This window comes from Leucobacter sp. Ag1 (genome assembly GCF_000980875.1).
In the GTDB taxonomy this organism is placed as follows: Bacteria; Actinomycetota; Actinomycetes; order Actinomycetales; family Microbacteriaceae; genus Leucobacter; species Leucobacter iarius.
Window position 1 is genome coordinate 1 of the sequence record NZ_LAYO01000062.1, and the last position, 24,799, is coordinate 24,799.

Here is a 24,799-nt window from a genome sequence, read left to right on the forward strand (position 1 = left end):
GGACTGTCGCACACGCGGGCCGAAGCCACGGAGATCTACTGAGCCCCGCCGCTGCTCGCAGGCGTCGCCGCCGCGGGCGCGCTCCGGCTGCTGCGGGATCGGCTCCCGGAGCCCGCGCCGATCGCGCAGGCGGTGCCGCACCAGGCGGATCCGGCCCGGACCCCCACACCCTCCCGTCGCCGCTTCCTCGTCTGGGCGGGCGGCACCGCCGCGGTCGGCATCGCGCTCGCGATCGCGAGCACGGCCGCGCGGGCCGGATCCGCCGCGGTGGCGAACGTGCGCAAGGCGGTCCGGCTGCCGCGCCCGGCGACGCCCGGGCCCGCGGTCCCTGCGGGCGCCGAGCTCGACGTGCCGGGCATTACGAAGCTCATCACTCCGAACCCGGAGTTCTACCGGATCGACACGGCGCTGGTCGTGCCGACGGTGGACCCGGCGAGCTGGAAGCTGCGGATCCACGGCATGGTCGCACGGGAGGTCGAGCTGAGCTGGGACGAGCTGCTGCGGCTGCCCATGACGGAGACGACGGCGACGCTGTCGTGCGTCTCGAACGAGGTCGGCGGCGATCTCGTCGGTAACGCCGTCTGGCTCGGAGTCCCGATCCGCGAGCTGCTGGCCCGCGCGAAGCCGAGCAGCGGCGCGGATATGGTGCTCTCGACCTCGGTCGACGGGTTCACCGCGGGGACGCCGCTCGAGACGCTCACCGACGATCGCGACGCGCTGCTCGCGATCGGCATGAACGGCGAACCCCTGCCGTTCGAGCACGGATTCCCCGTGCGCATGGTCGTGCCCGGCCTGTACGGCTACGTCTCGGCGACGAAGTGGGTCACCGATCTCGAGGTGACCCGTTTCGACCGGGCGACCGCCTACTGGACGGAACGCGGCTGGTCGGCGCGCGGCCCGATCAAGCTGGAGTCGCGCATCGACGTGCCGCGGGCCGGGCGGACACTCGCTGCGGGCGAGACGGCGATCGCGGGGATCGCCTGGCAGCCGCACGTGGGTGTCGCGGCGGTCGAGGTGCGGATCGACGACGGTCCGTGGCGTCGCGCGACCCTCGCCCCGGCGATCTCGAACGACACGTGGGTGCAGTGGAGCCTGCCGTGGGCGGCGGATGCCGGCCGGCACGAGATCCGCTGCCGCGCGATCGCGCGGGACGGCACCGTGCAGACGGGCGAGATCGCCCCGCCCGCGCCGAACGGCGCGACGGGCTGGCACACGATCCCGGTGACCGTCGGAAACTGACCCGGCGTCGGAGACCCGGGACCCGATTCAGCTCCCGTCCCGTCGGATCAGCGGCTCAGGCCGCGCAGTTCGCGGCGCGAACGCAGCCCGAGCTTCGCCAGCACATTGCGCATGTGGAACGCCACGGTCGCGGGCGAGAGGTAGAGGCGTTCCGCGATCTCGCTGTTGGTCAGCCCGGATCCGGCCAGCACCGCGACCTCCCGTTCGCGGCCGCTGAGGCCCGCGAGCGCGCGGTCCGCCTCGGACGCGGGGGCATCGCGCAGCAGCGAGATCCGGCGGAGCGCGTCGTGGGCGCCGAGCGGCCCGAAGCCCTTCGCCGCGATGCCCAGCATGCGATCGCCCGCCTCGCCCTCGCCGGAAGCGAGCAGCAGCCGTCCGGCGTCGAACGCGGCCTGGGCGCGGGGCCCGGGCAGCCCGTCCTTCGTCGCGCGCCGGTACGCGCGGATCGCGCGGTCGTGCAGGCCGTACGCCTCGGCGACCCGACCCTCCAGCCAGTCGAGGCCGCCGAAGATCGGTTCCCACGAGTCTCCGGCCAGCTCGGTGAGCCGCGCGAGTTCGCGGTCCGCCTCCTCGGCACGACCCAGCGCGGCGAGCGCATCGACTCGGTAGGTGAAGATCGAGGTCCCTGCCAGCCAGCGGGGGCCGATCCGTTCGTCCGACAGGATCTCGAGCACCTCCTCCGGCCGATCCTGCGCGCGGGCGCGGACCACCGCGGCGAGGAGCTCGAGCTCGACGCCCATGGTGTCGTAGGCCGTGACCGTCACCTCGGCGGCCGTGCGCAGGTCGCGCTCGTACCCCTCGGTGTCGCCGGCGGTGGCGTGCAGCACGGCGCGCAGCAGGTAGGAGAGCGGCCGGGCCGAAACGTCGATGCTGTCGAGCACCGTCGCGATCGCCTCCTCGAGGCGTTCGGCGGCCTCCGCGGTGCGGCCGAGCAGCCAGGCGCAGTAGGCCTGCTGCACACGGGCATGGCCGATGCTCCACCCGGCGACGCCGGACTCGCGCAGCCGGGCCACGCGTTCGAGATCGGTCGCGGCCTCCGCGATCCGACCGATCCCGCCGAGGTGCCCGGCACGGCAGACGAGCGCGTCGGAGAGCGCGGGGGAATCGATGGCCGCGCCGATCCGTGCGCCGAGCGCGTCGAGCTCCGCCTCGGTGCGCTCGCGGAGTCCGAGCCGCTCGGTCGAGAGCACCAGCAGAGCGGTCGCCCGCAGTCCGACCTCCGCGGGCGAGGGGAGCGGGAGCAGGCGACGGTCGGCGACGGCCGCGGGGTGCGCCGCGAGCGCGTCGGCGAGGTCGCGTGTGCGGTCCAGCAGTGCGGGCAGCGGACCGTAGTCGCCGGTGGTGAGCTGGATCATGACCGCCAGCATGGCGGTGTGCAGCTCGAGGGTGCGGGCGTCGGGGTGCGCGACGGAGGCGGCGAGCAGGCCCGCGGCGAACTCGGCCGCCCAGGGGATGTCCCCGGTGATCTGCCGGGTCTGCAGCAGCGCGAGGTCGCGCAGCGGCGAGCTCGGCATCCGTTCGAGCTCGGGGAGCAGGTCGAGCACCGAGGGGCTGACGAGCTCGGCCGCCGCGAGGATGCAGATCTCGACGACGAGCTCGTCGCGCAGCTGCGGGTCCGCCAGTGCGGATGCCCGGCGCAGATACTCGATCGCCCGGTCCGGCTGGCCCTCGGAGACCGCCCCTGCGGCGGTCGTGCGCACTTCGGCGAGGAGCAGCGGGTCGAGCTCCTCGGCCGCGTCGAGCCGGCAGACGAGCGCCCGGTGCGTGCTCGACAGGGCGTCCGCGGCGGCGGTCAGCACCCCGCGGCGCTTGGCGGGGTCGATGCGGGTCGCGACGTCGGCGGCGTACAGGTCGTGGAACGGGGCGATCCGCTGGTCGCTCGCGGTGACCAGCAGCCCTGCCGCGAGTGCGCCGGCGATGTCGGCGGACTCGCCCAGCCGGTGCGCGACTCCGAGCAGTTCGTGCCGTTCGAGCGATCCGCGCAGCACCGACGCGATCTCCACCGTGGTGGCGATCGCGGACGTGGCGCCCGTGCCGACGGTGTGGAACGGATTCTCGGGGATGCTCGGGAACTGCACGTCCTCGTCCCAGTGGCTGCGGTCCGGCGCCGTGCGCTCCATGCCCGCGACGAGGGCGTCGATGTGCACGGGGAGTCCGCCCGAGAGGTCCCTGATCCGTTCCGCGAGCCGGAGCGAGATCTCGCGTCCGTGCACGCGCGAGGCGTACTCGCGCACTTCGGGGGCGTCGAGCGGGTCGATCGCGAGCGGTCGGACCTCGCCCCAGGCGGTCGGGTCCGCGGCCACGATCGATTCCGCGAGCCCGCCGACCCGGGGCGCGTGCCCGCTGAGCACGACGAGCAGCCCGCCGTGCGCGACGCGGCCGAGCACGAAGCGGAGCACGCCGGCCGATGCGTCGTCGATCCACTGCGCGTTGTCGACGATGACGCAGAGCGGTCGGCCCGAGGAGACGCCGCGGGTGAGCGCGGGCAGGAGCGCACGCCCGGCGGAGAGCAGGTCGAGCGCGGTCGGTGCGTCGAGCAGGCCCTCGCGGATCCCGGCGGCGCGGGCCACCTTGTCGGCCAGCGCGAAGGGGAGCGACTGCTCGAAGGCGTCGGCCGTGGTGGCGATGATCCGCGCCCGGCCCGATCCGGCCTCGATCAGCTGCCGCACCCAGGTGCTCTTGCCGACCCCGGGAAGGCCGGTGACGGCGACCAGGGCGCTGCGGGTCCGCCGCGCGGCGTCGAGCACGGCGCCGGGGCGATCCTCCGCGGCGAGTGCGGGGTGCGGGATCGCTGCGGGCGCGGGATGCATCGGAATCCTCTCGGGGGTGCCGCCCGGTGCGGCGGTGCGTGTGCTGATGCTACTCGCAACCGCGCCCATCAGCGACGGATAGGTTTCGCGTCCCGCGCGGGAACGAGCCCTCGCCGCGACCTAGATTCCGATCGGAAACGTCTCTCGATGAAAGGACCGATCATGCTCGGCCTCCGTCCTCCCGCCCGCAGGCGGCGCGCGCTCACCGCGGGCGTCACCGGCACGACGCTGGTCGCCGCCGCACTCGTCGGAGGGTTCGCCGCGGCGACTCCCGCCGCGGCCGCGACCGAAGTCGCCCCCTTCGCCATCGGATCGCTCTCGGGGCAGGAGTGGACCGTGCCCGCGGGCGTGCACGCGATCACCGTCGACGTCGCCGGTTCGGCCGGCGGCGGCGGCGGATCCGTCAACTTCCCGGGCACCGACTGGTCGATCACCTCCGACGGGGCGGGCGGCGCCGGCGGACGGCTGCTCGCCCGGGTCCCCGTCGAGCCGGGGCAGAAGCTCGTCTTCTATACGAGCACCATGGGCGGCCCCACGGGATCGAAGTCGAACCCGGGAAGCGGCGGCGCCGGCTGGCTGCGCGGCGGCAACGGGAACACCGGCTCGCTCGAGGGGCATGCGGGCGGCGGTGGCGGCGGTGCGAGCGCCGTGCGGATCCGCACGGCTGCCGGTGACCACGAGCTGGTCGTCGGCGGTGGCGGTGGCGGTGGCGGCGGCCTCGGGGGAGCCTTCGTCGACTACCGCGGTGGTGTGGGCGGCGCCTCGGGCCAGGGCGGCGAGAACGGCACGGGTGCCGGGCACGGCAACGGCGGCGGCTTCGCGGGCAACGGCGGCAACGGCACCGGCGGCGGTAACGCCGGGAAGAGCTCCTCCGGCGGTGGCGGTGGTGGTGGCGGAGCCGGCATCAACGCGGGCTTCGGCGGTGGCGGCGGCAAGGCCGGCGGCGGCGGTGGCGGCGGCGGTGCCGGCGGACAGAGCTGGATCGACACCGGCGCCGGCGTGCAGCTGCTGCAGGACCAGCGCTACTGGGGCGGCAACGGCTTCGTGCAGCTCTCGTACACGATCGAGCAGGGGACTTCGCTCTCGGCGGTCTCGACGCAGAGCCGGTCCGTCTACGGCACTCCCGCGACGATCACGGCCACGGTCGCGAACACCGAGGGCGGCGCGGTGCCGACCGGCACGGTCACGGCGTCCGAGGGCGGCACCGACATCGCCACGGCTCTCGTGGCCGCGGACGGCACCGCGAGCTTCCCCGGGCTCGTCACCGCGGTCGGCTCCCACGCGCTCGAGTTCGCATACGATCCGGGCGATGCGCCGTTCGCACCGACGACCGGAACGCTGACCCAGATCGTGGATCCGGCCCCGACGCACTTCGCGGACCTCGCGGGCGCCGCGCCCGCGCAGGTCGGTGGACCCCTGACGATCACCGGCCGCGTGCTGGTCGGTCCGGCCCCGCAGACCGAACCGGAGACCGGGACCCCCACCGCTGCGGCGACCGACGCCCGTGCCGCGGATCCGGCGGCCCCGACCGGCTCGGTCACCGTCTCCACCGGGGGCGGGGTGCTGGGGACGGCGCCGATCGCCGCGGACGGATCCTTCGAGTTCCATCCGGCCTGGGCCGCGGGCACCTCCGAGTTCACGATCGACTACGCGGGCGACGCCGACTATTCGGCGGCGCCGCAGGGCACGCTCTCGATCGACGCGGCGAAGGGGCGTACGACGACCGCGCTCGGGCTCGACTTCGGTTCGGTCCAGGTCGGGGCCACGGCCACGGCGACCGTCTCGACCGGCGTCCTGTCGCCCGCGGTCATCGAGCCCGGCGGGTCGGTGCAGCTCACCCTCGACGGCGCTCCCTACGGAGCCGGGATCCCCGTCGGCGATGCGGATCCCGCAACCGTGGAGCTCAAGAACCTGGCCGTCGGAACGCACGTGCTGCGCGCGTCCTACGCCGGAGACGCGTCGTTCGAGGGATCGAGTAGCGCGGAGGTGAAGATCGTCGTGACCGCCGCACCTCCGGTGCCGCAGGTTCCGAAGCCGACCCCGGCACCGCTCGTCGCGGGCGGACCCGCGGTGCTGACGCGGACGGGGATCGACTCCGCATCGGCGCCCGCTGCGGCGCTGGGCGTGCTCGCCATCATCTGCGGAGCGGCAGCGGTGACCGCGGCCGCGGTCCGTCGCCGGGGCGCGACGGCACCGCGTCGATAGCGACGGGAGGCCGCGCCGCACTCGGTGCGGCTCAGGCGCTGGCCCGGTGACCCTGTCACCGGGCCAGCGCCACGGCGCCCGCCGAAACGGCGAGCAGAGCGAGATAGGTCCAGGCGTGCACACTGTCGGGGATCCGCGGAGGCCTCCGGCGCAGCAGCACGATCACGGGGATCGCACCGACGAGCAGCGCCAGAGCCGAAGGGACGTCGACCGAACCGACCAGGCCGGGGACGGATGCCGTCGCTGCCCCCGCCTGGCCGAGGCCCGGCGGGAGCAGCAGCGAGACCGCGAACGCCGGGGCGACCACGGCCACGGTGAGCGGGTTCGCGAGGGTCGCCGCCACGGCCATCGAGGTTCCCGCGCGACGCATCAGGGGGACCGTCATCACGCTGCCGCCGACGCCGAGGAAGGCCGCGACGGCGCCGATGCCGAAGCCGAGCGAGTCCGGGACACCGCCGGCCTTCCGCGCCCGCGGCGTCGCGTCGCGCTCATCACGCTGCGTACGGCGCAGGAATCCCGGGCGCAGCAGGAGATCGGCGATCGTGATCGCGACGTAGGCGACGAAGCCCCAGCGGATCAGCCACTCGGGCGAGAACCGCCCCGCTGCGGCACCGGCGGCACCGCCCGCGGCGAGCAGCGCGACCAGGAGCCCGCGCCCGCGCAATCGCGCCAGGGTCCGGTGGTCGGTCGAGGCCGTCGCGACGATGCCGTTCACGAGCATGACGAGCGCGGACGTCGCGGTGGCGACGGGGATGGCCCGAGCGCCGAGATCGGCGTCGAAGAGCGCGATCACCGGGACGGCGACGAAGCCGCCGCCGAAGCCGAAGAGCGCCGTCGTGATACCGACGGCGATGCCGATGAGGACGATGAGGGCGAGGGAAACGAGCACCGGTCCAGTCCATCGCTGACGGGCGAGTACCGGCAATCGAAGGTCGGACACACTTCTTCGAGTTCCGGCCAGATCGAGCGTAGGGTGGGACCGTGCTCAACGGATCGCTCGAAGCCGTCGATCGGCTCCCGGTCGACGTGCTGCCGATCGGGACCGAGTACCCGCCCGACTTCCTGCTGGCACGGCACGCGCATCGTCGGGCGCAGCTCCTGTACGGCGTGCACGGGGTGATGCGGGTCGATACCGACGACGGATCCTGGGTCGTCCCCGAGGACCGCGCCGTGCTGATCCCGCCCGGAACGCCGCACGAGGTACGGATGGACGGGGTAACGACCTGGAGCCTCTACATCGAGCCGGCCGCGGTCCCGTGGTGGCCGACCCGGTGCACCGTGGTCGAGGTGGGGGCGCTCCTGCGGGAGCTGCTGAGCGAGGCCAGCCGGTTCGCGATCGACTACGACGTCTCGGGGCGCGACGGCGCGGTGATCGGGCTGATCCTGCACGAGCTCCGCGCCGGAGCGCCGCTGCCCTTCCACGTGACGGTGCCGGCGGAGGAGCCGTTCCGCGAGCTGTGCCGCGCGTTCCTGAGCGGCCCGGACCTCGCCGTGACGAACGACGAATGGGCGGCGAGCGCGGCCATGAGCGGGCGGACGTTCGATCGTCGGTTCCGGGAAGCGGCCGGGGTCTCTCCGGCTGCGTGGCGGGCCCGGGCGCGGCTGCTGGCAGCGCTGCCGATGCTGGAGCGGCGCACGGTGACAGAGGTCTCGGCGGAGCTCGGCTACGCGTCGCCCGCATCGTTCACCGCGGCCGTCACCCGAGCGTTCGGCGTGCCGCCGTCCCGGCTGCGATCGAGCGCCCGCCCGGCCGGGACGGCGGACCATCAGGGCTTCGCGCGACGGGTGCCGACGAGCTCGACGACGCCCACCGCGGCGGCGAGCACCGCCACGACCGCGGCGAAGACCAGGCCAGCGGGGCGCAGGCCGATCGCGCCCGCGAGCAGCCCGACGCCGACCGCCGGCACCGCGAGCATCAGGTAGATCCCGGCGAAGAAGGAGGACGAGACCTCCCCACGGTGCGCCGGGGGTACCTGCTCGACCGTCGTCGCGATCCCCGCGTTCAGGCAGAGGCCGCCCGAGATGCCGAGCAGGACGGCGGACGCGAGGAGCGCCGCGAGCAGCGCCGCGGCCAGCGCGAGGGCGAGCGCCGCCGCGGCGAGCACGAGGCCCGCGCAACCGATCGCCAACGCGGTGCGCGGGCGCAGTCGGCGGGCGATGAGCTGCCCGACGGCCATGCCTGCGAAGGCGATCGCGACGACGGATCCGGCGAGCAGGTGGCTCGCGAGGTGCAGTTCCTTCGCGAGGAACAGCGCCGAGACCGCGGTCAGCACTCCGGTCACGGCGAAACCGGTGCCCGCGGCCAGAACGGCCCGGACGAAGGAGCCGCGGATCTCGGCCGGGACGCGGAGACGACGGGGGCGGATGCGGAGCGACCCGCGGGAGCCCTGGGCGGGGGCCGGCGTCCACACCGCGAGGCCGATCAGTGCGAGGGCGCACAGCACGAGGTGCGCGATGAAGGGCGCGGCCAGGGGGAAGGGCACCGCATCGGCGAGGAGACCGGCGAGGAAGGTGCCGAGTGCGAGGCCGCCGGTGTTCGCGGCGACGGCGAGCGTGCCCGCGGCGGTCTTCCGCTCCGCGGGGAAGAAGTCGATGACGGCGGCGGTGCCGGTGCCGCTCATGAGGCCGGCGCCGAGCCCGGAGATCACGCGGGCGACGATGAGCAGCGGGAGGGACGGCGGCAGCAGGAACAGGATCGCGCTGAACAGGGCGAGCCCGACGGCCATCAGGAGCACCGGCCGGCGTCCGAGGTCGTCGGAGAGGCGGCCGAACAGGGAGAGCGCGCCCACGACGCCGAGCGCGTAGACGGCGAAGAGCACGGTCACGGTCAGCGGCGAGAAGGCGAGCTCCGCCGAATAGATGGAGTAGAGGGGGGTCGGGATGGTGGTGCCCATCATCGTCACTGCGAAAGCGAAGGCGGTCGCGACGACGGCCCGCCGGGGCGCCACGTGGGCGGCGGTCTGCGGCGACGAGAGCGTGGTCGGGGAAGACATGGGAGTGCTCCTTAGAAATGAGACAAGATGCCTCGAAATGGTAACACCAATTCAATCCACCGTGTCTCATTAATTGAGGATCGCATCTTGCGGGGCACGGTGCCCTGATGTTCTGAGAGCAATAACGAGACACCCAGTCTCGTTGCGTGCGAAGAGGAGGTCTCCCGAACGTGGAGAAGCGAGTGCTCACCCCGGTCCCCGAAGTCGTCGCCCAGCTCAGGGCGGGGCGGGTCGTGCTGGTCGCCGACGATGCGTCGCGCGAGAACGAGGTCGATGCGATCGTCTCGGCGGAACTCGCCACCGCGGCGACCATCGGATGGATGGTGCGGCAGACCTCCGGACTGCTCTGCGCGCCGCTCACGGCGGAGCGCGCCGATCTGCTCGAACTCCCGCCGCTCGTGGCGGAGAGCGAGGATCCGCGCGGGACCGCCTACACCGTGACCGTCGATGCGCGGTCGGTCGGCAGTACCGGGATCTCCGCGACGGACCGCGCGCGCACCGTGCACGTGCTCGCCGACCCGCAAGCTGGGCCGCGGGATCTGATCCGTCCGGGGCACGTGCTCCCGCTGCGTGCGCATCCCGATGGGGTGCGCGGGCGCGGTGGGCACACGGAGGTCGCGATCGACCTCCTCCGGCTGGCCGGCCTGCGTCCGGTCGGGGTGCTCGCCGAACTGGTGGACGACGAAGGGGAGATGCGCCGCCTGGACGACGTGCTCCGGAGCGAGCGCTTCGCTGGGATGGCGATCACGACCGTCGCCGCCGTGCGGGAGCACGTCATCGCGGGCGGAGCGACCGGGGCGTAGGGGCCTCGGCGGCCCCGGTCGCGTGAGCCGCTACTCGCGGTAGTCGCCGACGCCGGCGCGCCAGTAGCCCTGGACGTGCAGGTCGGCGAGGTCCAGGCCGCGCACCAGTCCGCGGAACCGCTGGGCTGCTCCGGCCTCGGCGGCGAACCAGACTCCCGTGCCGGGTTCGGGCCGCTGCTGGGCGGCGGCCTCGAGCAGGGCGGTTCCGGGGGCGGCCGGTTCGCGCCGGAGCCAGGTGATCCCGGCCCCGCGCGAGAGCGTGATCTCCTGCCGGTCGGCGTCGTCGGCGAGTTCGATCCATGCGTGGATCGGGCGGTGCCCGCGCTCCCGCTCCAGGATCGCGGCGATCGCGGGCATCGAGGTCTCGTCTCCGAAGAGCAGCATCGAGGCGGCGTCCCGACCCGGCGCCCCGCTCGGGCGGGGGCCGCCGACGCGGGCGGTTTCGCCGACGGCGCAGCTCTCCGCCCAGCGCGGCATCGTGCCGCCGTCGTGCAGGAAGACGTCGATGTCGATCTCGTTGCTGATCGGATTGAACCCGCGCACCGTGTAGGCGCGCCCGTGCTCGCCCGCCCTGCTCGGGTCGCCCGGGTCGGGGACGAAGAGCTTCACCCAGGAGCCCGGGGTGCCGTGCACGACCGGTGCAAGGTCGTCGTCGCCCCCGAGGGTGAGGCGGAGCATGTGCTCCGTGATCTGCTCGCGGGCGGTGACGACGACCTCGCGTGAGGTCGTGGGGCGTCGCGCGGGGCGCGCCGCGTTCGCGGATGCGGGGTGCATGGGGGCTCCTTTTCGAGGCAAGGTGTATTGCAACCGTATCCCGACAGTTTCGGAACATCAAGCACCGAAAGTGCTAGGGTCGGGGCATGACCGAACGCACCCGCCCACTCGGCCGTCCGCGCAGCGAGGACGCCCGGCTCGCCGTGCTCCGAGCCGTCGACGACATGCTCGTCGAGGAGGGTTACGCGGCGATGACCATGAAGGGCATCGCCGAACGCGCAGGGGTCGGCCGCCAGACCGTCTACCGATGGTGGTCCTCGAAGGCCGAGATCCTGCTCGAGGCGAGCGCCGCCGACGCGGCGCGCGAGCTGACCGTGCGCTCCGGTGCGGACGCCGAGTCCGAGGTGACCGCGTTCCTCGTCGCACTGACGACCTTCCTCACCCGATCCGACGCCGGGCTCGCCTACCGTGCACTGCTCGGCGAGGCCCAGCACGACCGGAAGGTGGCCGAGCTGCTGAGCGGAACCGACGTGCTGGGCGACGCCGCGCGCGCGGTCATCGGCAGCGCGCGGGCGCACGGAGCGCTCGCCGCCGAACCGGACACCGACGCCCTCGTCGCCGAGCTCGTCGGGCCGCTCGTGTACCGGATCCTCGCCGAGGGCCGCACCGCCGAACGCACCGAGCTGCAGCGCATGGCGGCGCGCTTCCTCGCTCGGTAGCCGCGGATCAGGCCCCGCGCGGAAGGCGGTACCGCTCGAACACGATGCCGGGTTCGAACCGCCGGATCTCGGCGAGCTCCGCCGCGATCGGCGACGCGAGCTCCGGGAAGAGCGGGGTCCCGCCGCCGAGGATCACCGGGCACCTGAGCAGGCGGACCTCGTCGACCAGGCCGAGGCGCAACGCCTGGCCGGCCAGATCGGCGCCGCCGATCGACACCGTCCGAGTGCCGCCGTCGCCCCGGGCGCGCTCGACCTCCTCGCGGAGCGGGGCGTCCGCGAGTCGCGCCGCACCGTCGACCCGGACCCCGCTCCGGCTGAACACCGTCTTCGGCAGCGCAGCCCAGACGTCCGCGAACTCCGCACTCGCGGGAGTCGAACGCATCCCTGGATCGGTCTCCCAGACGAGCATCGTCTCGTACAGGCGCCGGCCGAGCAGGTAGGCGTCGAGCGAGCGCACGTGCTCGAGCTGGAACGCGAAGAGCTCCGGACTCGGCGCGCCCCAGTCGAGACCGCCCGAGCGGTCCGAGATGAACCCGTCGAGCGAGACGCTCATCGAGATGGTCAGCATTCCTCGATGGTGCGCTCGCAGCGCGGATCGCGCAAGCGCCGATCGGACATCGTGACTGAACGCTGCGAAGAAGTTTGTGACATCCGCCCCTCGGGACGCGTCCTATGAGTGTCGCCGGTTCGGGCAACCCGCCTGAACGGTGCGAGTACGAGATGAAGGAGTGCATCATGGCGAATGTTTCAGGCGCGACTCAGCCCAAGGTCCAGTCGGCGGATCCCGGAACCGCGGATCTCCCCGGGAAGACCATTATCGAGGACGGTGTCGTCGCGAAGATCGCGGGGATCGCCGCGCGCGAAGTCGCCGGAGTGCACGCGCTCGGCGGCGGTGCCGCCCGCATGGTGGGCGCGATCCGCGAAGCGCTGAGCACCGCCGATCTCTCGCAGGGCATCACCGTCGAGGTGGGCGAGAAGCAGGTCGCCGTCGACGTCACGATCGTCGCCGAGTACCCGACCTCGCTGCAGCGGGTCGCCGACGAGGTGCGGGCCGCGATCACCCGAGCCATGCGGGAGCTCGTCGGCATGGAGGTCGCCGAGGTCAACGTCACCGTCAACGACGTGCACATTCCGTCGGACGACGAGGACGACGAGCAGCAGGAGGCGCGAGTCCGGTGAACGCCACCGTGCTCGGAGCCTCGGCCGGGGCCGTGCTGGCACTGACCTGGATCGTGCTCGGCTTCTGGGCCTTCGTGCTGGTCGCCGTCGCGATGCTGATCGGCGCGGCCGTCGGTCGGGTGATCGACGGGCGCCTCGACCTACGGGCCGTCGCAGCCGCGTTCCGAGGCAGGCGATCCTCATCGTGAACGGCGAGGATCGCGTCGTCTCCGAGACGGCCTCGATACCCGGCCGCACGGTGCTGACCGGTCGCGCATTGCACCGGCTGGCCGTCGCACTCGTGCGCGAGAACGCGCGCGTACCGTCGGTGTCGGTGTCGGTGTCGCTGTCGGATCGTGCGGGACGCCTGGCGGCCTCGGTGGTCGTGCCGGTCGCGATGGAGGCAGGCATGCCGGACACGCTGATCGAGCGCGGTAGCGCGCTGCGCACCGCGCTCGCGGAAGGGATGCGCGCGCTCGCGGAGCGGGACGTGGCCTCGGTCGACGTCCGCTTCGCGGGAGTGTGCGATGCTCGGAAAGGACGTGTGACATGACGACCGACGCGCGTGCCGCCCGACGAGTGATCCGCCGGGAGCTGCATCCGGCACGGACGGGTCCCGCGGTCCTCGTGGTGGCGCTGCTGCTGATCATCGCCCTCGCGGTCCCGGTGCTCTCGGTGTGGGCGCTGTTCGATCCCGGTCTGCGTGCGGGGCTTCGAACGGTCGAGGTGCCGCAGGCGGGATCGCCCGCAGCGGCCGCCGTTGCCGCCTCGGCAGCGGTGCTCCTCGTGCTCGCGGTGCTGCTGTGGGCCGCAGCGATCCTGCCCGGGCACCGCAACCGGCGAGCCCGCATCGGTGATCGACATGCGCTGCTGGTCGATGACGGGGTGCTGGCCGACGCGGTATCCGAACGCGTCGCGCGCCGCATCGGCGTCGACCCGACCCGGGTGTCCGTCACCGCGGGGCGGCGCACGATGCGAGTCGGGGTCGTCCCGACGAGCGGTGTGCCCGTCGACGAGGCCGCCGCCCGCGACGCCGCCGATGCGGTGCTGCGGGGCGTCGGGTTCCGATCCGAGATCCGGGTGACCGTCGCCGAACGAGGAGCGGTGTCGTGAACGCCACCAATCGGGTGCTGAACCGTCTCGTGCTGCTCCTGGCCGGAGCCGCGCTGTGCGGAACCGGGGCTTGGTTGCTGCTCACCGTCCTCCGGCCCGGATGGGCCGAGCGTCCGCTCCGTGCTCTGGACGACGGGCTCGGAGCGGTCGCGAGCGGAGTCAACGGTTGGGCGATCGCGCTCCCCGGCACCGGCCGAGTGCCCGGCGCACTGGTGCTCGCCTGCCTGATCGCGGTCGTCATCGCGATCTGCGCGGTGCTGTTCATCGGCACCCGCGGAGGCGGACGCATTCGCACGGTCCTCCGCGAGGAGGGTCCGGCCGGCGAGACCTCGGTGGATCTCAGCGTCGCGGACGCGATGCTCGCCGGGCCGCTGCGCGGACGGGCCGAGGTGATCTCTGCCGACTGCGAGGCGGCCCGCGTGAGGCGTGCCCCCGCGATGAAGCTCACCATCAAAGTGCGCCGCGGTGCCGACCTGTCCGAGGTGCTGCGCGCGGCCGATCGAGCGACCGCGGAGTGGGACCGGATGGCCGGAACCCCGGAGATACCGGTGGTGCTGCACCTCGCCGACCTCGGCTGGCTGGACCGGCTGCGGGCGAGAACCCGGGTGCGATAGCCCGCCCTGAGCGGGGCACGAAACACGGAACGGAGAACAGACATGCGAAAGAACATCCTGATCCTGGCGATCGTCGCGGGTGCCGGCTACCTGGTCGGCGTGGAATCCGCGAAGTCCCGCGGGAAGAACTACGAGGACCTGCGCCACCAGGTGGAGCGGCTGTGGAACGATCCCGCGGCGAGGAAATCCCGCCGACGCGCGGCGAAGAACCTCGGCAAATCGCTCGAGCGGACGCGGAAGAGCCTGCTCGGAAACTAGCGCGGCCGTGCGACGGAGCGACCCGGGCGCACTCGGCCGGTACCACCGGACAACCCACGAAACCGTACGAATCGCGCGGAGGAGAAGCTCCGCGCGACCCACTTAGAAAGGAGCCCATCATGGGATTCTTCAGTTTTCTGCTCCTCGGTCTCATCGCGGGAGCGATCGCGAAACTCATCCTCCCCGGCAAGCAGGCGGGCGGCTGGTTCGCCACGCTGCTGCTCGGCGTGGTCGGGGCGATGCTCGGCGGATGGTTGGGCGGGCTGATCTTCAACACCGATCTGCAATCCTTCTTCTCGCTCTCGACCTGGCTGCTCGCGATCGGCGGATCGATCATCGTGTTGCTGATCTACGGAATGCTCACCAGCCGTCGGGCACGCGACTAGCGACCGAGCACAATCATCGTCCGCGAGGGCGGGCCCTCGAGAGGATGAGGAGATCGGCCCGCGTGCCGAACCTCATCTCCGGGGGCTCGTCCGAAGGAGCAGCATGAGTATGGAACAGGCCGCCGCCGCGCTCGAAGCGGCTGACGACCGGATCGTGGCGGGTCGCGCCGCCGACGGGGATCCCGCGGCGTTCGCGGTGCTGGTGCGGCGATTCGCGCCGCTGATGCGCGCGTATGCGCGACGCATCCTCTCGGGGAGCGCCGAGGTCGACGACGTGGTCCAGGAGACCTTCATCACGGCCTGGCACCGGATCCCCGAGCTGGAGGACCTCAGCAAAGTGAAGAGCTGGCTGATGCGGATCACCAGCCGGACCGCGATCGATCACATCCGCGCGACGCGGAAGCAGATCGACCTCGATCAAATCGAGCAGGCCGCCCCCGACCACGCGGCCCCTCCGCGGAGGGCCGAGGCGCGGGCCGGCATGCGCGCGCTCAGGGACGCGCTCGCCGAGCTCCCGGAGGCGCAGCGTCAGTGCTGGGTGCTCCGCGAACTCGGCGGGTCGAGCTACGAGGAGATCGCGACCGATCTCGAGCTATCGGTCTCGACGGTGCGCGGGCTGCTCGCCCGAGCGCGCAAGCACATCATCGTGCGGATGGAGCAATGGCGATGAACGACGACGCACGTATCCCGGGATTCAGCGACCTCGGGCGCGGACCGGACGACCTCGACGGCCACACGATCGAGGAGCTCTCCGAGTATCTCGACGCCGGCCGGCTGCCGCTGGATCCGTCGATCGAGGAATCCGCAGGCTGCCGCCTCGCGCTCGACGCGCTCGAGCGCCTCCGGCTGCTCTCCGACGAGATGCTCGAGGCCGATGCCGGCGAAGAGCCCGAGCCCGATGCCGGGTGGACGCAGCGGATCCTCTCGAGCATCGCCTTCGACGCTCGAGCCGGGCGACGGATCCCGCTGCCCGCACCCGAGCCGGGCGTCGACCTGGGCATCACCGAGGGAGCGGTGCGCGGCCTGGTGCGGGGAGCCGAGCGCGCCGTTCCCGGAGCCGTGATCGGGCGGTGCCGACTCCTCGGCGACGTGACCGTGCCGGGCGAACCCGTCACGGTCGGCGTGGAGATCAGCGTTCCCTACGGCGAACCGATTCCCCGGCTCGTGGACCGGCTGAGGAGCGAGATCTCGGTCCGGCTGCGCACGCACACCCGATTGCGAGTGACCGGGATCGACGTAGTGGTGTCCGACGTCAGGCCGTCGGCGGTTCGAAACGAGGGGGAGCGGTGAACGTGGAACGGCAAGCGGAACTGCTGACGCAGATCGAGGCCATCGTCCGGGCGGTGCCCGAGGTCGAGGATCTGTACCGCTCCGGTTCGGTGCTGACGAATGCGCTCCAGCTCGGGGCCGAGGCGATCGGGGTCCGCGATGGGGCGGCCCCGCTGGCCGAGCTTTCGGAGCGGGACGGTGAGCGGTACGTGGAGATCGCGATCGGCGTGCGCGCGGGTGCCGGGGTTCCGCAGACGCTCGAGCACGTGCACGAGGCGCTCCGCGGGGTCACCGCGGAGCGGGGGATCGCGCTCCGCCTCACCGTCGTGCACATCGCGGACCGCGTCGACTGAGCCTGGCAGTTCTCTGGGAGCCGCGAGGGATCGCGTCACGATCCGGTTCGATTCCCGTGTTACCTCCGTATGCCTGAACAGGATTCACCAGGGGGAACGATGCAGAACACGCAATGGCAGGGAAGCGCCGACGGTGCGCGGAGGACGAAGCGAAGCGGAGCCGGCGGATTCCGCCGACTGAGCGGCCTCGCGGGGGCGCTCGCGCTCGCCGCAGGGCTTCTGGGGGTGTCGGCGCCGGCCATCGCGGCGCCGGTCGCAGCGGCCGCACCGACCGTGACCTACCCGGACGCGATCTCGAACATCTCGATCGCGAAGGACAGCGGCGGCTCGGGCTCGCTGAGCCAGTGGGAGCAGGTGCGGATCTCGGCCGACTGGGCCGTGCCGAACGGCGCGAAGGCCGGCGAGACCTTCGGCATGGCGCTGCCGCAGGAGTTCAGCCGCTACGGGTCGGGCTCCTTCGAGCTCGCGGATCCGTCGACCGGCGTCGTGATGGCGACCTGCCAGGCGAGCGACGGCTCCGGCCCGCAGGTCGTGTGCACGCTGACCTCGGCGGTGAACGGCCTCGAGAGTGTCGGCGGCGACTTCTGGATGCAGGGGGTCGCGACGCAGTCGACCACCAGCGAGACGGTCGAGTTCGAGGTCGGCGGGAAGGTCGAGATCGTCGACCTGCCCGGCGGGGGCGGGATCACGCCCGAGGATCTCACCGAGCCCGATCAGCCCTACAAGTTCGGCGGTGCCACCGCGAAGGAGGGGCGCATCGAGTGGGTCATCGGGATCCCGCGCAGCTCGGTCGCCGCGGGGGCGTTCACGGTGAAGGACGCCCTCGACCCGAAGCAGGAGAACCACAGCTACACGGGTGAGGTGCAGCTCAACCAGCGTCCCGTGCAGAACGGTCAGTTCGTGGGCGAGTGGACGCCGGTGGATCCCGCCCGTTACTCGGTGAAGTTCGCGCCCGACAACAAGTCGTTCGAGTTCTCGGCGCAGGGACTACCCGCGGACGGCTTCAGCTACCGCCTCAACTACTTCACCCAGGCCGACGGGCAGGTGCTCGAGGGCGACGTCTTCGGCAACACCGCGACGGTGCAGGACACGACCACTTCGTCGGCATTCACCGTCAAGAACGAGGGCGGCGGCACCGCGAGCGGCAAGCAGTTCACCCGCTTCACCATCGTCAAGCAGCTCGACGGTGCGCAGGCCGCTGCCGCGCAGAACCAGAGCTTCAGCGTGAAGTACACGGTCAAGGGCACGAACGACGCGCCGAAGACCATGACGCTTCGACCCGGTCAGCCGGTGAAGAGCGACCGTGCGCCCCTCGGATCGACCTTCGTGATCGAGGAGGTCGATCTGCCGAAGATCGACGGCGTCGCCTGGGGGACTCCCGTGCTCACGGGAACCGGGGTGCGGCCGGTCGGCGGCGGCGCCTACGAGGTGACTCCGGTGACGACCGCGGGAGTCGAACTCGTGCTGACGAACCTCGCGAACCCGGTCGTGCCGCCCACGCCCACGCCTCCGGTCCCGACCGTGCCACCTACGACGGTGCCGCCGACCGCGACGACTCCGCCCGCGACGCCGAAGCTCGCGACCACGGGCGGTGACGCGCTGATCCCGTTCTGGATCGCGGGCGCGGCGGCGATCGTGCTCGGCCTCGGCGCGACCGGGATCGCGCTGCGCCGACGGACGAACTCCGAAAAATAGTCCGCGGATCGGGAATGCCGCCGCGGGGGACCCCGTTGCCATGTATGCATCTGGATAGAAATCTCGGAAGGATCGTCATCCTATGACCACGTACAACGTCGGGTTCCTCGTCGGCAGCATCTCCTCGACCTCGATCAACCGTCGCCTCTCGAAGGCGCTCGTGAAGCTCGCGCCGCAGGCCGATCTGAATCTCACGGAGATCCCGATCGCCGGGCTGCCGTTCTACTCGGCCGACCACGACGCCGCGATCCCGGCCGAGGCCGCGGACTTCAAGCGCCAGATCGAGGCGTCCGACGCGATCATCGTGATCACCCCCGAGTACAACCGCTCGGTGCCCGGTGTGCTGAAGAACGCGCTCGACACGGCGAGCCGTCCTTGGGGCCAGAACAGCTTCGCGGGCAAGCCGTCCGCGGTCATCGGCACGTCGATCGGCGCGATCGGCACCGCGGTCGCCCAGCAGCACCTGCGCTCGATCCTGTCGTTCCTCGCCTCGCCCGAGCTCGCTCAGCCCGAGGCGTACCTGCACATGACCGAGGGGCTGATCACCGAGGACGGCGAGGTGACCAACGAGTCGACCGCCGAGTTCCTGCTCTCGTGGCTCAAGGCGCTGCACACGCACACCGCGAAGACGCTCAGCCCGGTCGTCTGATCGGAGGACGCGAGGGGCCGGCATCCGCGGATGCCGGCCCCTCGGTCGTTTCCTGAACCGTACCTGGAAACCGGGTGGGCGAGCAGGATTCTCCCAGACCGGTTATTCTTCCTCTGAATCACCAGCCGGGCCTCGGGGGAGGGACCGGTGAGATCCGGGGGGACTCTCTTGCGTTCAGAACGACGTCGTGCCGTCACCAGAGCCGTTGCCGGTTTCGTCTCCACCTTGCTGGTGGCGACGGGGCTCACGGTCGCCACGGAAGCGGTCGCGCCGCCACCCGCGTCGGCCGCCCAGGACCCGACGAGCTGCCAGGGCACCGTCGCGCTCACGAACGGCGGCTTCGAGTCGCCGGCGATCCCGAACGCGACGTACCGGATGCTCGCCGAGAGCGCGGTTCCCGGCTGGGGTACCAACGACAGTCAGAAGCAGATCGAGATCTGGAGCAGCGGCTTCCAGGGCGTGCCCGCCGGGGCGGGGCGGCAGTTCGCCGAACTGAACGCCAACAGCGCCAGCATGCTCTTCCAGGACGTGGCCACGACCCCGGGCCAGACGCTGGCCTGGTCCCTCAAGCACCGTGGACGCAGTGGCACCGACGTCATGCGCGTCGTGATCGGCGCGCCGAACGGCACGCTCGTGCAGAACGGGCCGAACCTCTCGGACGGGACCTCCGCGTGGGGCAGCCACACCGGCACCTACACCGTGCCGGCCGGCCAGACCACGACGCGCTTCGGTTTCGAGGCCGTCAGTTCGGCCGGCGGGAACGCCTCGGTCGGCAACTTCCTCGACGACATCACCTTCGGTACCGGCCCGTGCCTGATCACGACCAAGTCGGTGACCAACCTGAGCCGCGGCGGCACCACCGCCGAGGTCGGCGACGTGCTGCGCTACACCGTCACCACCCGCAACGACGGCGGCAACCCGGCGCTGCAGTCGGTCTCGAGCGACCGCCTCGACGCGGGGCTGGACTTCGTTCCCGGGTCGATCAAGATCGCCAGCGGTCCCGGCGCCGGCTCGCTCACCGATGCCGCGGGCGACGACCGCGGCGAGTACGGGTCGGGCGATCGTACGGTCAAGGTGCGCCTCGGCGACGGCGGGAACGCCGCCGCGGGCGGATCCATCGGCGTCGGCTCGAGCACGAGCTACACCTTCGACGCCAAGGTGAAGGTCTCTGCAGCGGGCGGGAACGTCACGAACGAGGCGAACGTGGCGTTCCGCGACGCCGTCGTGAACCAGGACCGGACCTCCACGAGCCAGCAGACCGTGACGCCGGTGAATCCTGCGGCGGATCTCACCATCACCAAGGTGCTCGACGCGGGCACGCTCGTCTCCGGGCGGACCGCCTCCTTCACCATCACGGCGAAGAACAACGGTCCGCAGACGGCGACCGGGGTGAAGGTCACCGATCCCGTTCCCGACGGCCTGACGAACGCATCCGCGACGACGAGCGCCGGATCCTGCGCCATCACCGCGGGCGTCATCACCTGCTCGCTGCCCGACCTCGCCGTCGGGCAGACCGAGACGATCCGGGTCACCGGGACGGTCGTGCCGTCGCGCGATCCCGGAGCCGCGCTGTCGAACACTGCGACGATCTCGGGCTCGCGCACGGATCCCGACCTCGGGAACAACACCGCCAGCGCCTCGCGCACGCTGGCGACCGAGGCGGATGTCTCGGTGCAGAAGACCTTCGCTCCCGCCGATCCGGTGGCCGGCCAGAACGTGACCTACACGCTCACGACGCACAACGCGGGACCGTCCGAGGCGCGCGACGTCGTGCTCACGGATCCGCTCGATCCCCAGACCGTCTTCGTCGGATCGACTCCGGGGAAGGGGACCTGCGAGAACCCGTCGGGGACCCTGCTCACCTGCCGCATGGGCACGCTCGCGGTCGGCGAGACCGTCGTCACCACGGTCACCGTGCGGATCGCGGCTGGCGCGACCGCGGTCGTGCAGAACTCGGTCAGCGTGACCAGCAGCACGAGCGACCCGGACCCGAGCAACAACGCCGACTCGACGAGCTTCCAGCCCGACGTGATCGCCGACCTGGCGCTCACCAAGACGGCATCCACCGCGCAGGTCTCCGCCGGCGGTGCGGTCGACTTCACCCTGGCCGCTGAGAACCTCGGAACCTCCGACGCGGTGAACGCGGTGCTCAGCGACACGGTGCCCGCCGGGTTCACCGTCACCGGGGTCGATCCCTCGGGCGGGGCGAACTGCGGTTTCACCCCGACCACGGTCACCTGCACCTGGGGGACCTTCGCCGCGGGCGGTACTGCGAACATCGTCGTGCACACCGCGGTGGCCGCCGACGCGCCGGCCGGGACGGTCACCAACACCGCCTCGATCGTGTCTCCCGCGAAGGATGCGAACCCCGCGAACAACTCGGACTCCGCCGACGTCGAGATCGTGCAGAGCGCCGACCTCGGAGTGACCAAGACCGCGCCGTCCACCGGCGTGCCCGGCTCGGAGTTCACCTACACGCTGACGGTGCAGAACCACGGTCCGTCCGTCGCCCGCGGAGCCACCGTCTCTGACACGCTGCCAGCGGACTTCGGATCGCCCCGTGCGGACCTCGCCGGATGCGGTATCGCGGCCGGCACCCTGAGCTGCGCGCTCGGCGACCTCGCCCCCGGAGCCTCGGTCACGGTGCACGTGACCGGGACCTGGAGCACGACCGCGACGGGAACCGTGCGCAATACCGCCGAGACCACCTCGGCGACGCCCGACCCGAATGCGGACAACAACACCTCGACCGCGGACGTCGATCTGCGTCCGAGCGCGGACGTCGCCGTCACCAAGACGGTCTCGGACGCACAGGCGCCGCTCGGCGGCACGGTCGAGTTCACGATCACCGTCGCCAACCGCGGACCCTCGGCGGCTCAGGCCGTGGTGGTCGACGACGCGATCCCCGCGGGGCTCGTGATCACGAAGGCGACGCCTTCGACCGGCAGCTGGTCCGATGCCGATGCCCGCTGGACGGTCGGCACCTTGCTCCCGGGCAAGTCCGCCACGCTGCAGGTGACCGCGCGCACCGCCATGGAAGGCGAAGCGACCAACACGGCCGTCGCGACCTCGCAGACCCCGGATCCCGACCCGACGAACAATACGGACAGCGCGACGGTGACGGTCACTCCGTCCGCCGACCTGTCGATCGTGAAGACGGTCTCGCACGACCCCGCGCCGCTCAACGGCCAGGTGACCTACACGATCGTCGTGAAGAACGCCGGGCCAAGCGCGGCGGCGGACGTGCGGGTCTCGGATCCGCTGCCCGCGGCGCTGCTGAGCCCGCGGACGAGCACCCCCGGCTGCACCATCACCGGTTCGACCCTCGACTGCGCCGCAGGGACCCTCGCGGTCGGTGCCACTCTCACCGTCACGGTGACCGGCACCGTCGACCCGGCGACCAAGGACTCCAGGCTCTCGAACACTGCCACGGTCTCCTCGACCACGCCGGATCCGGTGGAGTCCAACAACCGCTCGACGATCGCGGTCCCCGTCGCGGGGGCGCCGCGCGTCGAGCTGGTGAAGACGGCGGCAGCTCCGCGAGACGCGAACGGCAGCGGGCGCATCGATGCGGGCGACACGGTCGCCTACACGTTCACGATCCGCAATACCGGGGACGTCTCGCTGACGGGTGCCGCGATCACCGATCCGATGCTGGGCGGCGCGGTCGCCTGCCCGCAGCTCCCCGCCTCGCTCGCGCCGGGCGGCGAGGTCGCCTGCGCGCCCGTCGCCTACACGCTGACCCAGCAGGACCTGGACCGCGGCACCGTCCACAACGAGGCCTCGGTGGTGGCGCAGTCCGCTCGCGGCACGGCCGATGACGACGCCGAGGCGAACGTCACGATCCCCGCCGTCGACGCCGTCTCCCTGCGGAAGGTCGCCGGCAAGGTCACCGACACGAACGGCAGCGGCCATGTCGATGCCGGGGACCGGATCTCCTACGTCTTCACGGTCACGAACACCGGCACGACGACGCTGAAGCAGGCGAAGATCACGGATCCGATGCTGGGCGGCGCGGTCGCCTGCCCCGCGCTGGACGGGGTCGAACTCGCACCCGGCCAGTCCGTCGCCTGCGCGCCGGTGGCCTACACGCTGACGCAGCAGGACATCGACGGCGGCGTGGTGAAGAACACGGCGAAGGTCGTCGCGAAGTCCCCGACGGGCACCGTCGACGACACCGCCGCGGCCTCGGCCGACATCGAACGGACGGCCGGCATCGACCTGCACAAGCAGGTCGGGCTGATCCGGGACACCAACACGGACGGTCGCGTGAGCGCGGGGGACACGGTCGACTACTCGTTCCGCGTCGACAACATCGGCAACACGACCCTGCAGAACGTCAAGATCGCCGATCCGCTGCTCGGCGAGGCGGCGATCTGCACCTTCGCGGAGCTGCCCGCCGGCGCGAGCGCGAACTGCGGGCCGTTCGCCTACACGCTCACTCAGCAGGACCTCGAGAACGAGAGCCGTCCGAACACCGCGACGGCGACCGGCACGAGCCCGATCGGCCAGGTCGGGGATTCCGCCTCCGCCGAGGTCCGATTCGAGAGCGTCACGTCGATCGCGCTCACGAAGACGCCGGGCCCGGTCGACCGCGGCGCGGACGATCGCGTGGGCGCCGGCGACACGGTCGGCTACACCTTCACGATCCGGAACACCGGGACCACGATCCTGCGCGACATCGTGCTCGACGACCCGAAGCTCGGCGGGACCGTCGTGTGCGACGCGCTCGACGGGCTCGAACTGGCGCCGCAGGAGGAAGCGGTGTGCGGCCCGGTGGACTACCGGCTGACCCAGGCCGATGTCGATTCCGGCTCGGTGCACAACACGGCGACGGTGACGGGCGAATCCCGCAGGGCCCGGGCGGACGCCTCGGCCGAGGCGACGGTGAAGCTCCAGGGCGTCGACGGGATCTCGCTGCTGAAGTCGGCCGCGAAGACAGTCGACGCGAACCGGAACGGGCGCACCGACGCCGGCGACACCATCGCCTACACCTTCACCGTGACCAACACCGGCACGACCACGCTGAAGGGCGTCATCGTGAAGGATCCGCGTCTCAGCGGTCCGATCGACTGCCCGACCACCACGCTCGCCCCCGGCGAGGCGATGGTCTGCGACGGACCCCCGGCCGTGATCACCCAGGCCGAGATCGACGCGGGCAAGATCCGGAACACGGCGACGGTCACCGGCAACGGGAGCCGCACGGATCCTCCGACCGCGACCGACACCGTGGTGACGCCGCTCGGCGCGCAGCCGGCGATCGCGCTCACGAAGCGGGGCGGCGACTACGCCGACACCAACGGCAACGCCAAGGTCGACGCCGGGGACACTGTGCAGTTCCGCTTCACCGTGACGAACACGGGTACCACGACGCTGACGAAGGTCGCGATCACCGACCCCAAGCTCGGCGGCACGCTCGACTGCGGTCTGGGCGAGCTCGCCCCCGGCGCGACGGCGGAGTGCGGTCCCATCGCCTACCGCCTGACGGTCGCGGACGTCGCGGCGGGCAAGGTCGTGAACGTCGCGACGGCGAGCGGTACCGCCGGCACCGCCACGGTCACCGCCGCGGCCACCGCGACGGTCGAGCTGGCGGGGCTCGCCACCACCGGCGGCCCCCTGCTCTGGGCCGGCTGGATCGTCGCCCTGCTCGCGGTCGCGGCCGGTGTGCTGCTGCTCTTCGTGCGCCAGCGGCGGAAGCCCGAAGCCGCGCTCGACGGAACGGAGTAGCGTCCGGACGACGCGGCACCGCCGACCCGACCAGACGGGTCCGCGGGGCCGCGTCGTGTCTCGGAGCGCGCCGCTCCACCGGGGACCGTCAGGC

General features: G+C 72.1%; 22 protein-coding genes and 1 pseudogene. 18 read left to right on the forward strand and 5 right to left on the reverse strand.

Features of this window, described 5'->3' with window-relative positions; genetic code table 11:
• The first annotated feature begins 132 nt into the window (after positions 1–132).
• Positions 133–1,239 (forward strand): molybdopterin-dependent oxidoreductase, encoded by a 1,107-nt coding sequence (locus XM48_RS02005; protein WP_052961233.1) that lies wholly within the window; start codon positions 133–135, stop codon positions 1,237–1,239.
• A gap of 47 nt (positions 1,240–1,286) precedes the next feature.
• Here XM48_RS02005 and XM48_RS02010 read toward each other — a convergent pair whose 3' ends face one another.
• A complete protein-coding gene (locus XM48_RS02010) occupies positions 1,287–4,049 on the reverse strand; it encodes a LuxR family transcriptional regulator (RefSeq protein ID WP_046454110.1) in 2,763 nt (920 codons plus the stop codon).
• A gap of 162 nt (positions 4,050–4,211) precedes the next feature.
• On the opposite strand from XM48_RS02010, the gene XM48_RS18580 reads away from it, so the two are divergent.
• Positions 4,212–6,254: an Ig-like domain-containing protein gene (locus XM48_RS18580; protein WP_156174899.1), complete on the forward strand. Its 2,043-nt coding sequence runs from the start codon at positions 4,212–4,214 to the stop codon at positions 6,252–6,254.
• Between the two features lie 55 nt (positions 6,255–6,309).
• Here XM48_RS18580 and XM48_RS02020 read toward each other — a convergent pair whose 3' ends face one another.
• Entirely contained in the window at positions 6,310–7,143 is an 834-nt protein-coding gene (locus tag XM48_RS02020) for a sulfite exporter TauE/SafE family protein (RefSeq protein ID WP_046454111.1), read from the reverse strand.
• A 137-nt stretch (positions 7,144–7,280) separates the two neighbouring features.
• Here XM48_RS02020 and XM48_RS18585 point away from each other — a divergent pair.
• Positions 7,281–7,979 (forward strand): annotated as a pseudogene (locus tag XM48_RS18585) (helix-turn-helix transcriptional regulator); the annotation flags it as partial.
• A 41-nt stretch (positions 7,980–8,020) separates the two neighbouring features.
• On the opposite strand, the gene XM48_RS18405 reads toward XM48_RS18585, so the two are convergent.
• Entirely contained in the window at positions 8,021–9,247 is a 1,227-nt protein-coding gene (locus XM48_RS18405) for an MFS transporter (RefSeq protein WP_046454112.1), read from the reverse strand.
• Positions 9,248–9,417: 170 nt separating this feature from the next.
• Between XM48_RS18405 and ribB the strand changes: the two genes are divergently transcribed.
• Positions 9,418–10,050, forward strand: a complete 633-nt coding sequence (ribB, locus tag XM48_RS02030) for a 3,4-dihydroxy-2-butanone-4-phosphate synthase (RefSeq protein ID WP_052961235.1) — start codon at positions 9,418–9,420, stop codon at positions 10,048–10,050.
• A 30-nt stretch (positions 10,051–10,080) separates the two neighbouring features.
• Here ribB and XM48_RS16800 read toward each other — a convergent pair whose 3' ends face one another.
• Complete coding sequence (locus XM48_RS16800) at positions 10,081–10,824, reverse strand: siderophore-interacting protein (protein ID WP_052961236.1); 744 nt, start codon at positions 10,822–10,824, stop codon at positions 10,081–10,083.
• An 86-nt stretch (positions 10,825–10,910) separates the two neighbouring features.
• On the opposite strand from XM48_RS16800, the gene XM48_RS02040 reads away from it, so the two are divergent.
• Complete coding sequence (locus tag XM48_RS02040; protein WP_046454113.1) at positions 10,911–11,483, forward strand: TetR/AcrR family transcriptional regulator; 573 nt, start codon at positions 10,911–10,913, stop codon at positions 11,481–11,483.
• A gap of 7 nt (positions 11,484–11,490) precedes the next feature.
• Here the strand turns inward: XM48_RS02040 and XM48_RS02045 are convergent, their stop codons facing one another.
• Positions 11,491–12,051: a dihydrofolate reductase family protein gene (locus XM48_RS02045; protein WP_046454114.1), complete on the reverse strand. Its 561-nt coding sequence runs from the start codon at positions 12,049–12,051 to the stop codon at positions 11,491–11,493.
• A gap of 167 nt (positions 12,052–12,218) precedes the next feature.
• Between XM48_RS02045 and XM48_RS02050 the strand changes: the two genes are divergently transcribed.
• The 13 genes from XM48_RS02050 (at position 12,219) to XM48_RS02110 (ending at position 24,705) form a co-directional block, all read left to right on the forward strand.
• Positions 12,219–12,662 carry an Asp23/Gls24 family envelope stress response protein gene (locus tag XM48_RS02050; RefSeq protein WP_046454115.1) on the forward strand — a complete coding sequence of 148 codons (444 nt, stop codon included), beginning with the start codon at positions 12,219–12,221 and terminating at the stop codon, positions 12,660–12,662.
• The gene (locus XM48_RS02055; protein WP_046454116.1) at positions 12,659–12,850 is read left to right on the forward strand and encodes a DUF2273 domain-containing protein; all 192 of its coding nucleotides are present in this window, start codon (positions 12,659–12,661) and stop codon (positions 12,848–12,850) included. The genes XM48_RS02050 and XM48_RS02055 overlap by 4 nt, the downstream gene beginning before the upstream one ends.
• Positions 12,847–13,194, forward strand: coding sequence for a hypothetical protein (locus XM48_RS02060; protein WP_046454117.1), 348 nt, complete (start codon positions 12,847–12,849; stop codon positions 13,192–13,194). The genes XM48_RS02055 and XM48_RS02060 overlap by 4 nt, the downstream gene beginning before the upstream one ends.
• Positions 13,191–13,754: a hypothetical protein gene (locus tag XM48_RS02065; protein WP_046454118.1), complete on the forward strand. Its 564-nt coding sequence runs from the start codon at positions 13,191–13,193 to the stop codon at positions 13,752–13,754. The genes XM48_RS02060 and XM48_RS02065 overlap by 4 nt, the downstream gene beginning before the upstream one ends.
• The gene (locus XM48_RS02070) at positions 13,751–14,368 is read left to right on the forward strand and encodes a hypothetical protein (protein WP_046454119.1); all 618 of its coding nucleotides are present in this window, start codon (positions 13,751–13,753) and stop codon (positions 14,366–14,368) included. Before XM48_RS02065 ends, XM48_RS02070 begins: the two co-directional genes overlap by 4 nt.
• Before the next feature lie 42 nt (positions 14,369–14,410).
• Positions 14,411–14,626: a hypothetical protein gene (locus XM48_RS02075; RefSeq protein WP_046454120.1), complete on the forward strand. Its 216-nt coding sequence runs from the start codon at positions 14,411–14,413 to the stop codon at positions 14,624–14,626.
• A 119-nt stretch (positions 14,627–14,745) separates the two neighbouring features.
• Complete coding sequence (locus tag XM48_RS02080) at positions 14,746–15,012, forward strand: GlsB/YeaQ/YmgE family stress response membrane protein (RefSeq protein WP_046454121.1); 267 nt, start codon at positions 14,746–14,748, stop codon at positions 15,010–15,012.
• Positions 15,013–15,115: 103 nt separating this feature from the next.
• Positions 15,116–15,682, forward strand: a complete 567-nt coding sequence (locus tag XM48_RS02085) for an RNA polymerase sigma factor (RefSeq protein WP_046454122.1) — start codon at positions 15,116–15,118, stop codon at positions 15,680–15,682.
• Positions 15,679–16,302 (forward strand): Asp23/Gls24 family envelope stress response protein, encoded by a 624-nt coding sequence (locus XM48_RS02090; protein ID WP_046454131.1) that lies wholly within the window; start codon positions 15,679–15,681, stop codon positions 16,300–16,302. The genes XM48_RS02085 and XM48_RS02090 overlap by 4 nt, the downstream gene beginning before the upstream one ends.
• Before the next feature lie 2 nt (positions 16,303–16,304).
• Positions 16,305–16,634, forward strand: a complete 330-nt coding sequence (locus XM48_RS02095) for a hypothetical protein (RefSeq protein ID WP_156174900.1) — start codon at positions 16,305–16,307, stop codon at positions 16,632–16,634.
• 99 nt (positions 16,635–16,733) lie between these two features.
• Positions 16,734–18,329 carry an Ig-like domain-containing protein gene (locus tag XM48_RS02100; protein WP_046454124.1) on the forward strand — a complete coding sequence of 532 codons (1,596 nt, stop codon included), beginning with the start codon at positions 16,734–16,736 and terminating at the stop codon, positions 18,327–18,329.
• Between the two features lie 82 nt (positions 18,330–18,411).
• Complete coding sequence (locus tag XM48_RS02105; RefSeq protein WP_046454125.1) at positions 18,412–18,978, forward strand: NADPH-dependent FMN reductase; 567 nt, start codon at positions 18,412–18,414, stop codon at positions 18,976–18,978.
• Between the two features lie 231 nt (positions 18,979–19,209).
• The gene (locus tag XM48_RS02110; RefSeq protein ID WP_046454126.1) at positions 19,210–24,705 is read left to right on the forward strand and encodes a CARDB domain-containing protein; all 5,496 of its coding nucleotides are present in this window, start codon (positions 19,210–19,212) and stop codon (positions 24,703–24,705) included.
• Positions 24,706–24,799 lie beyond the last annotated feature (94 nt).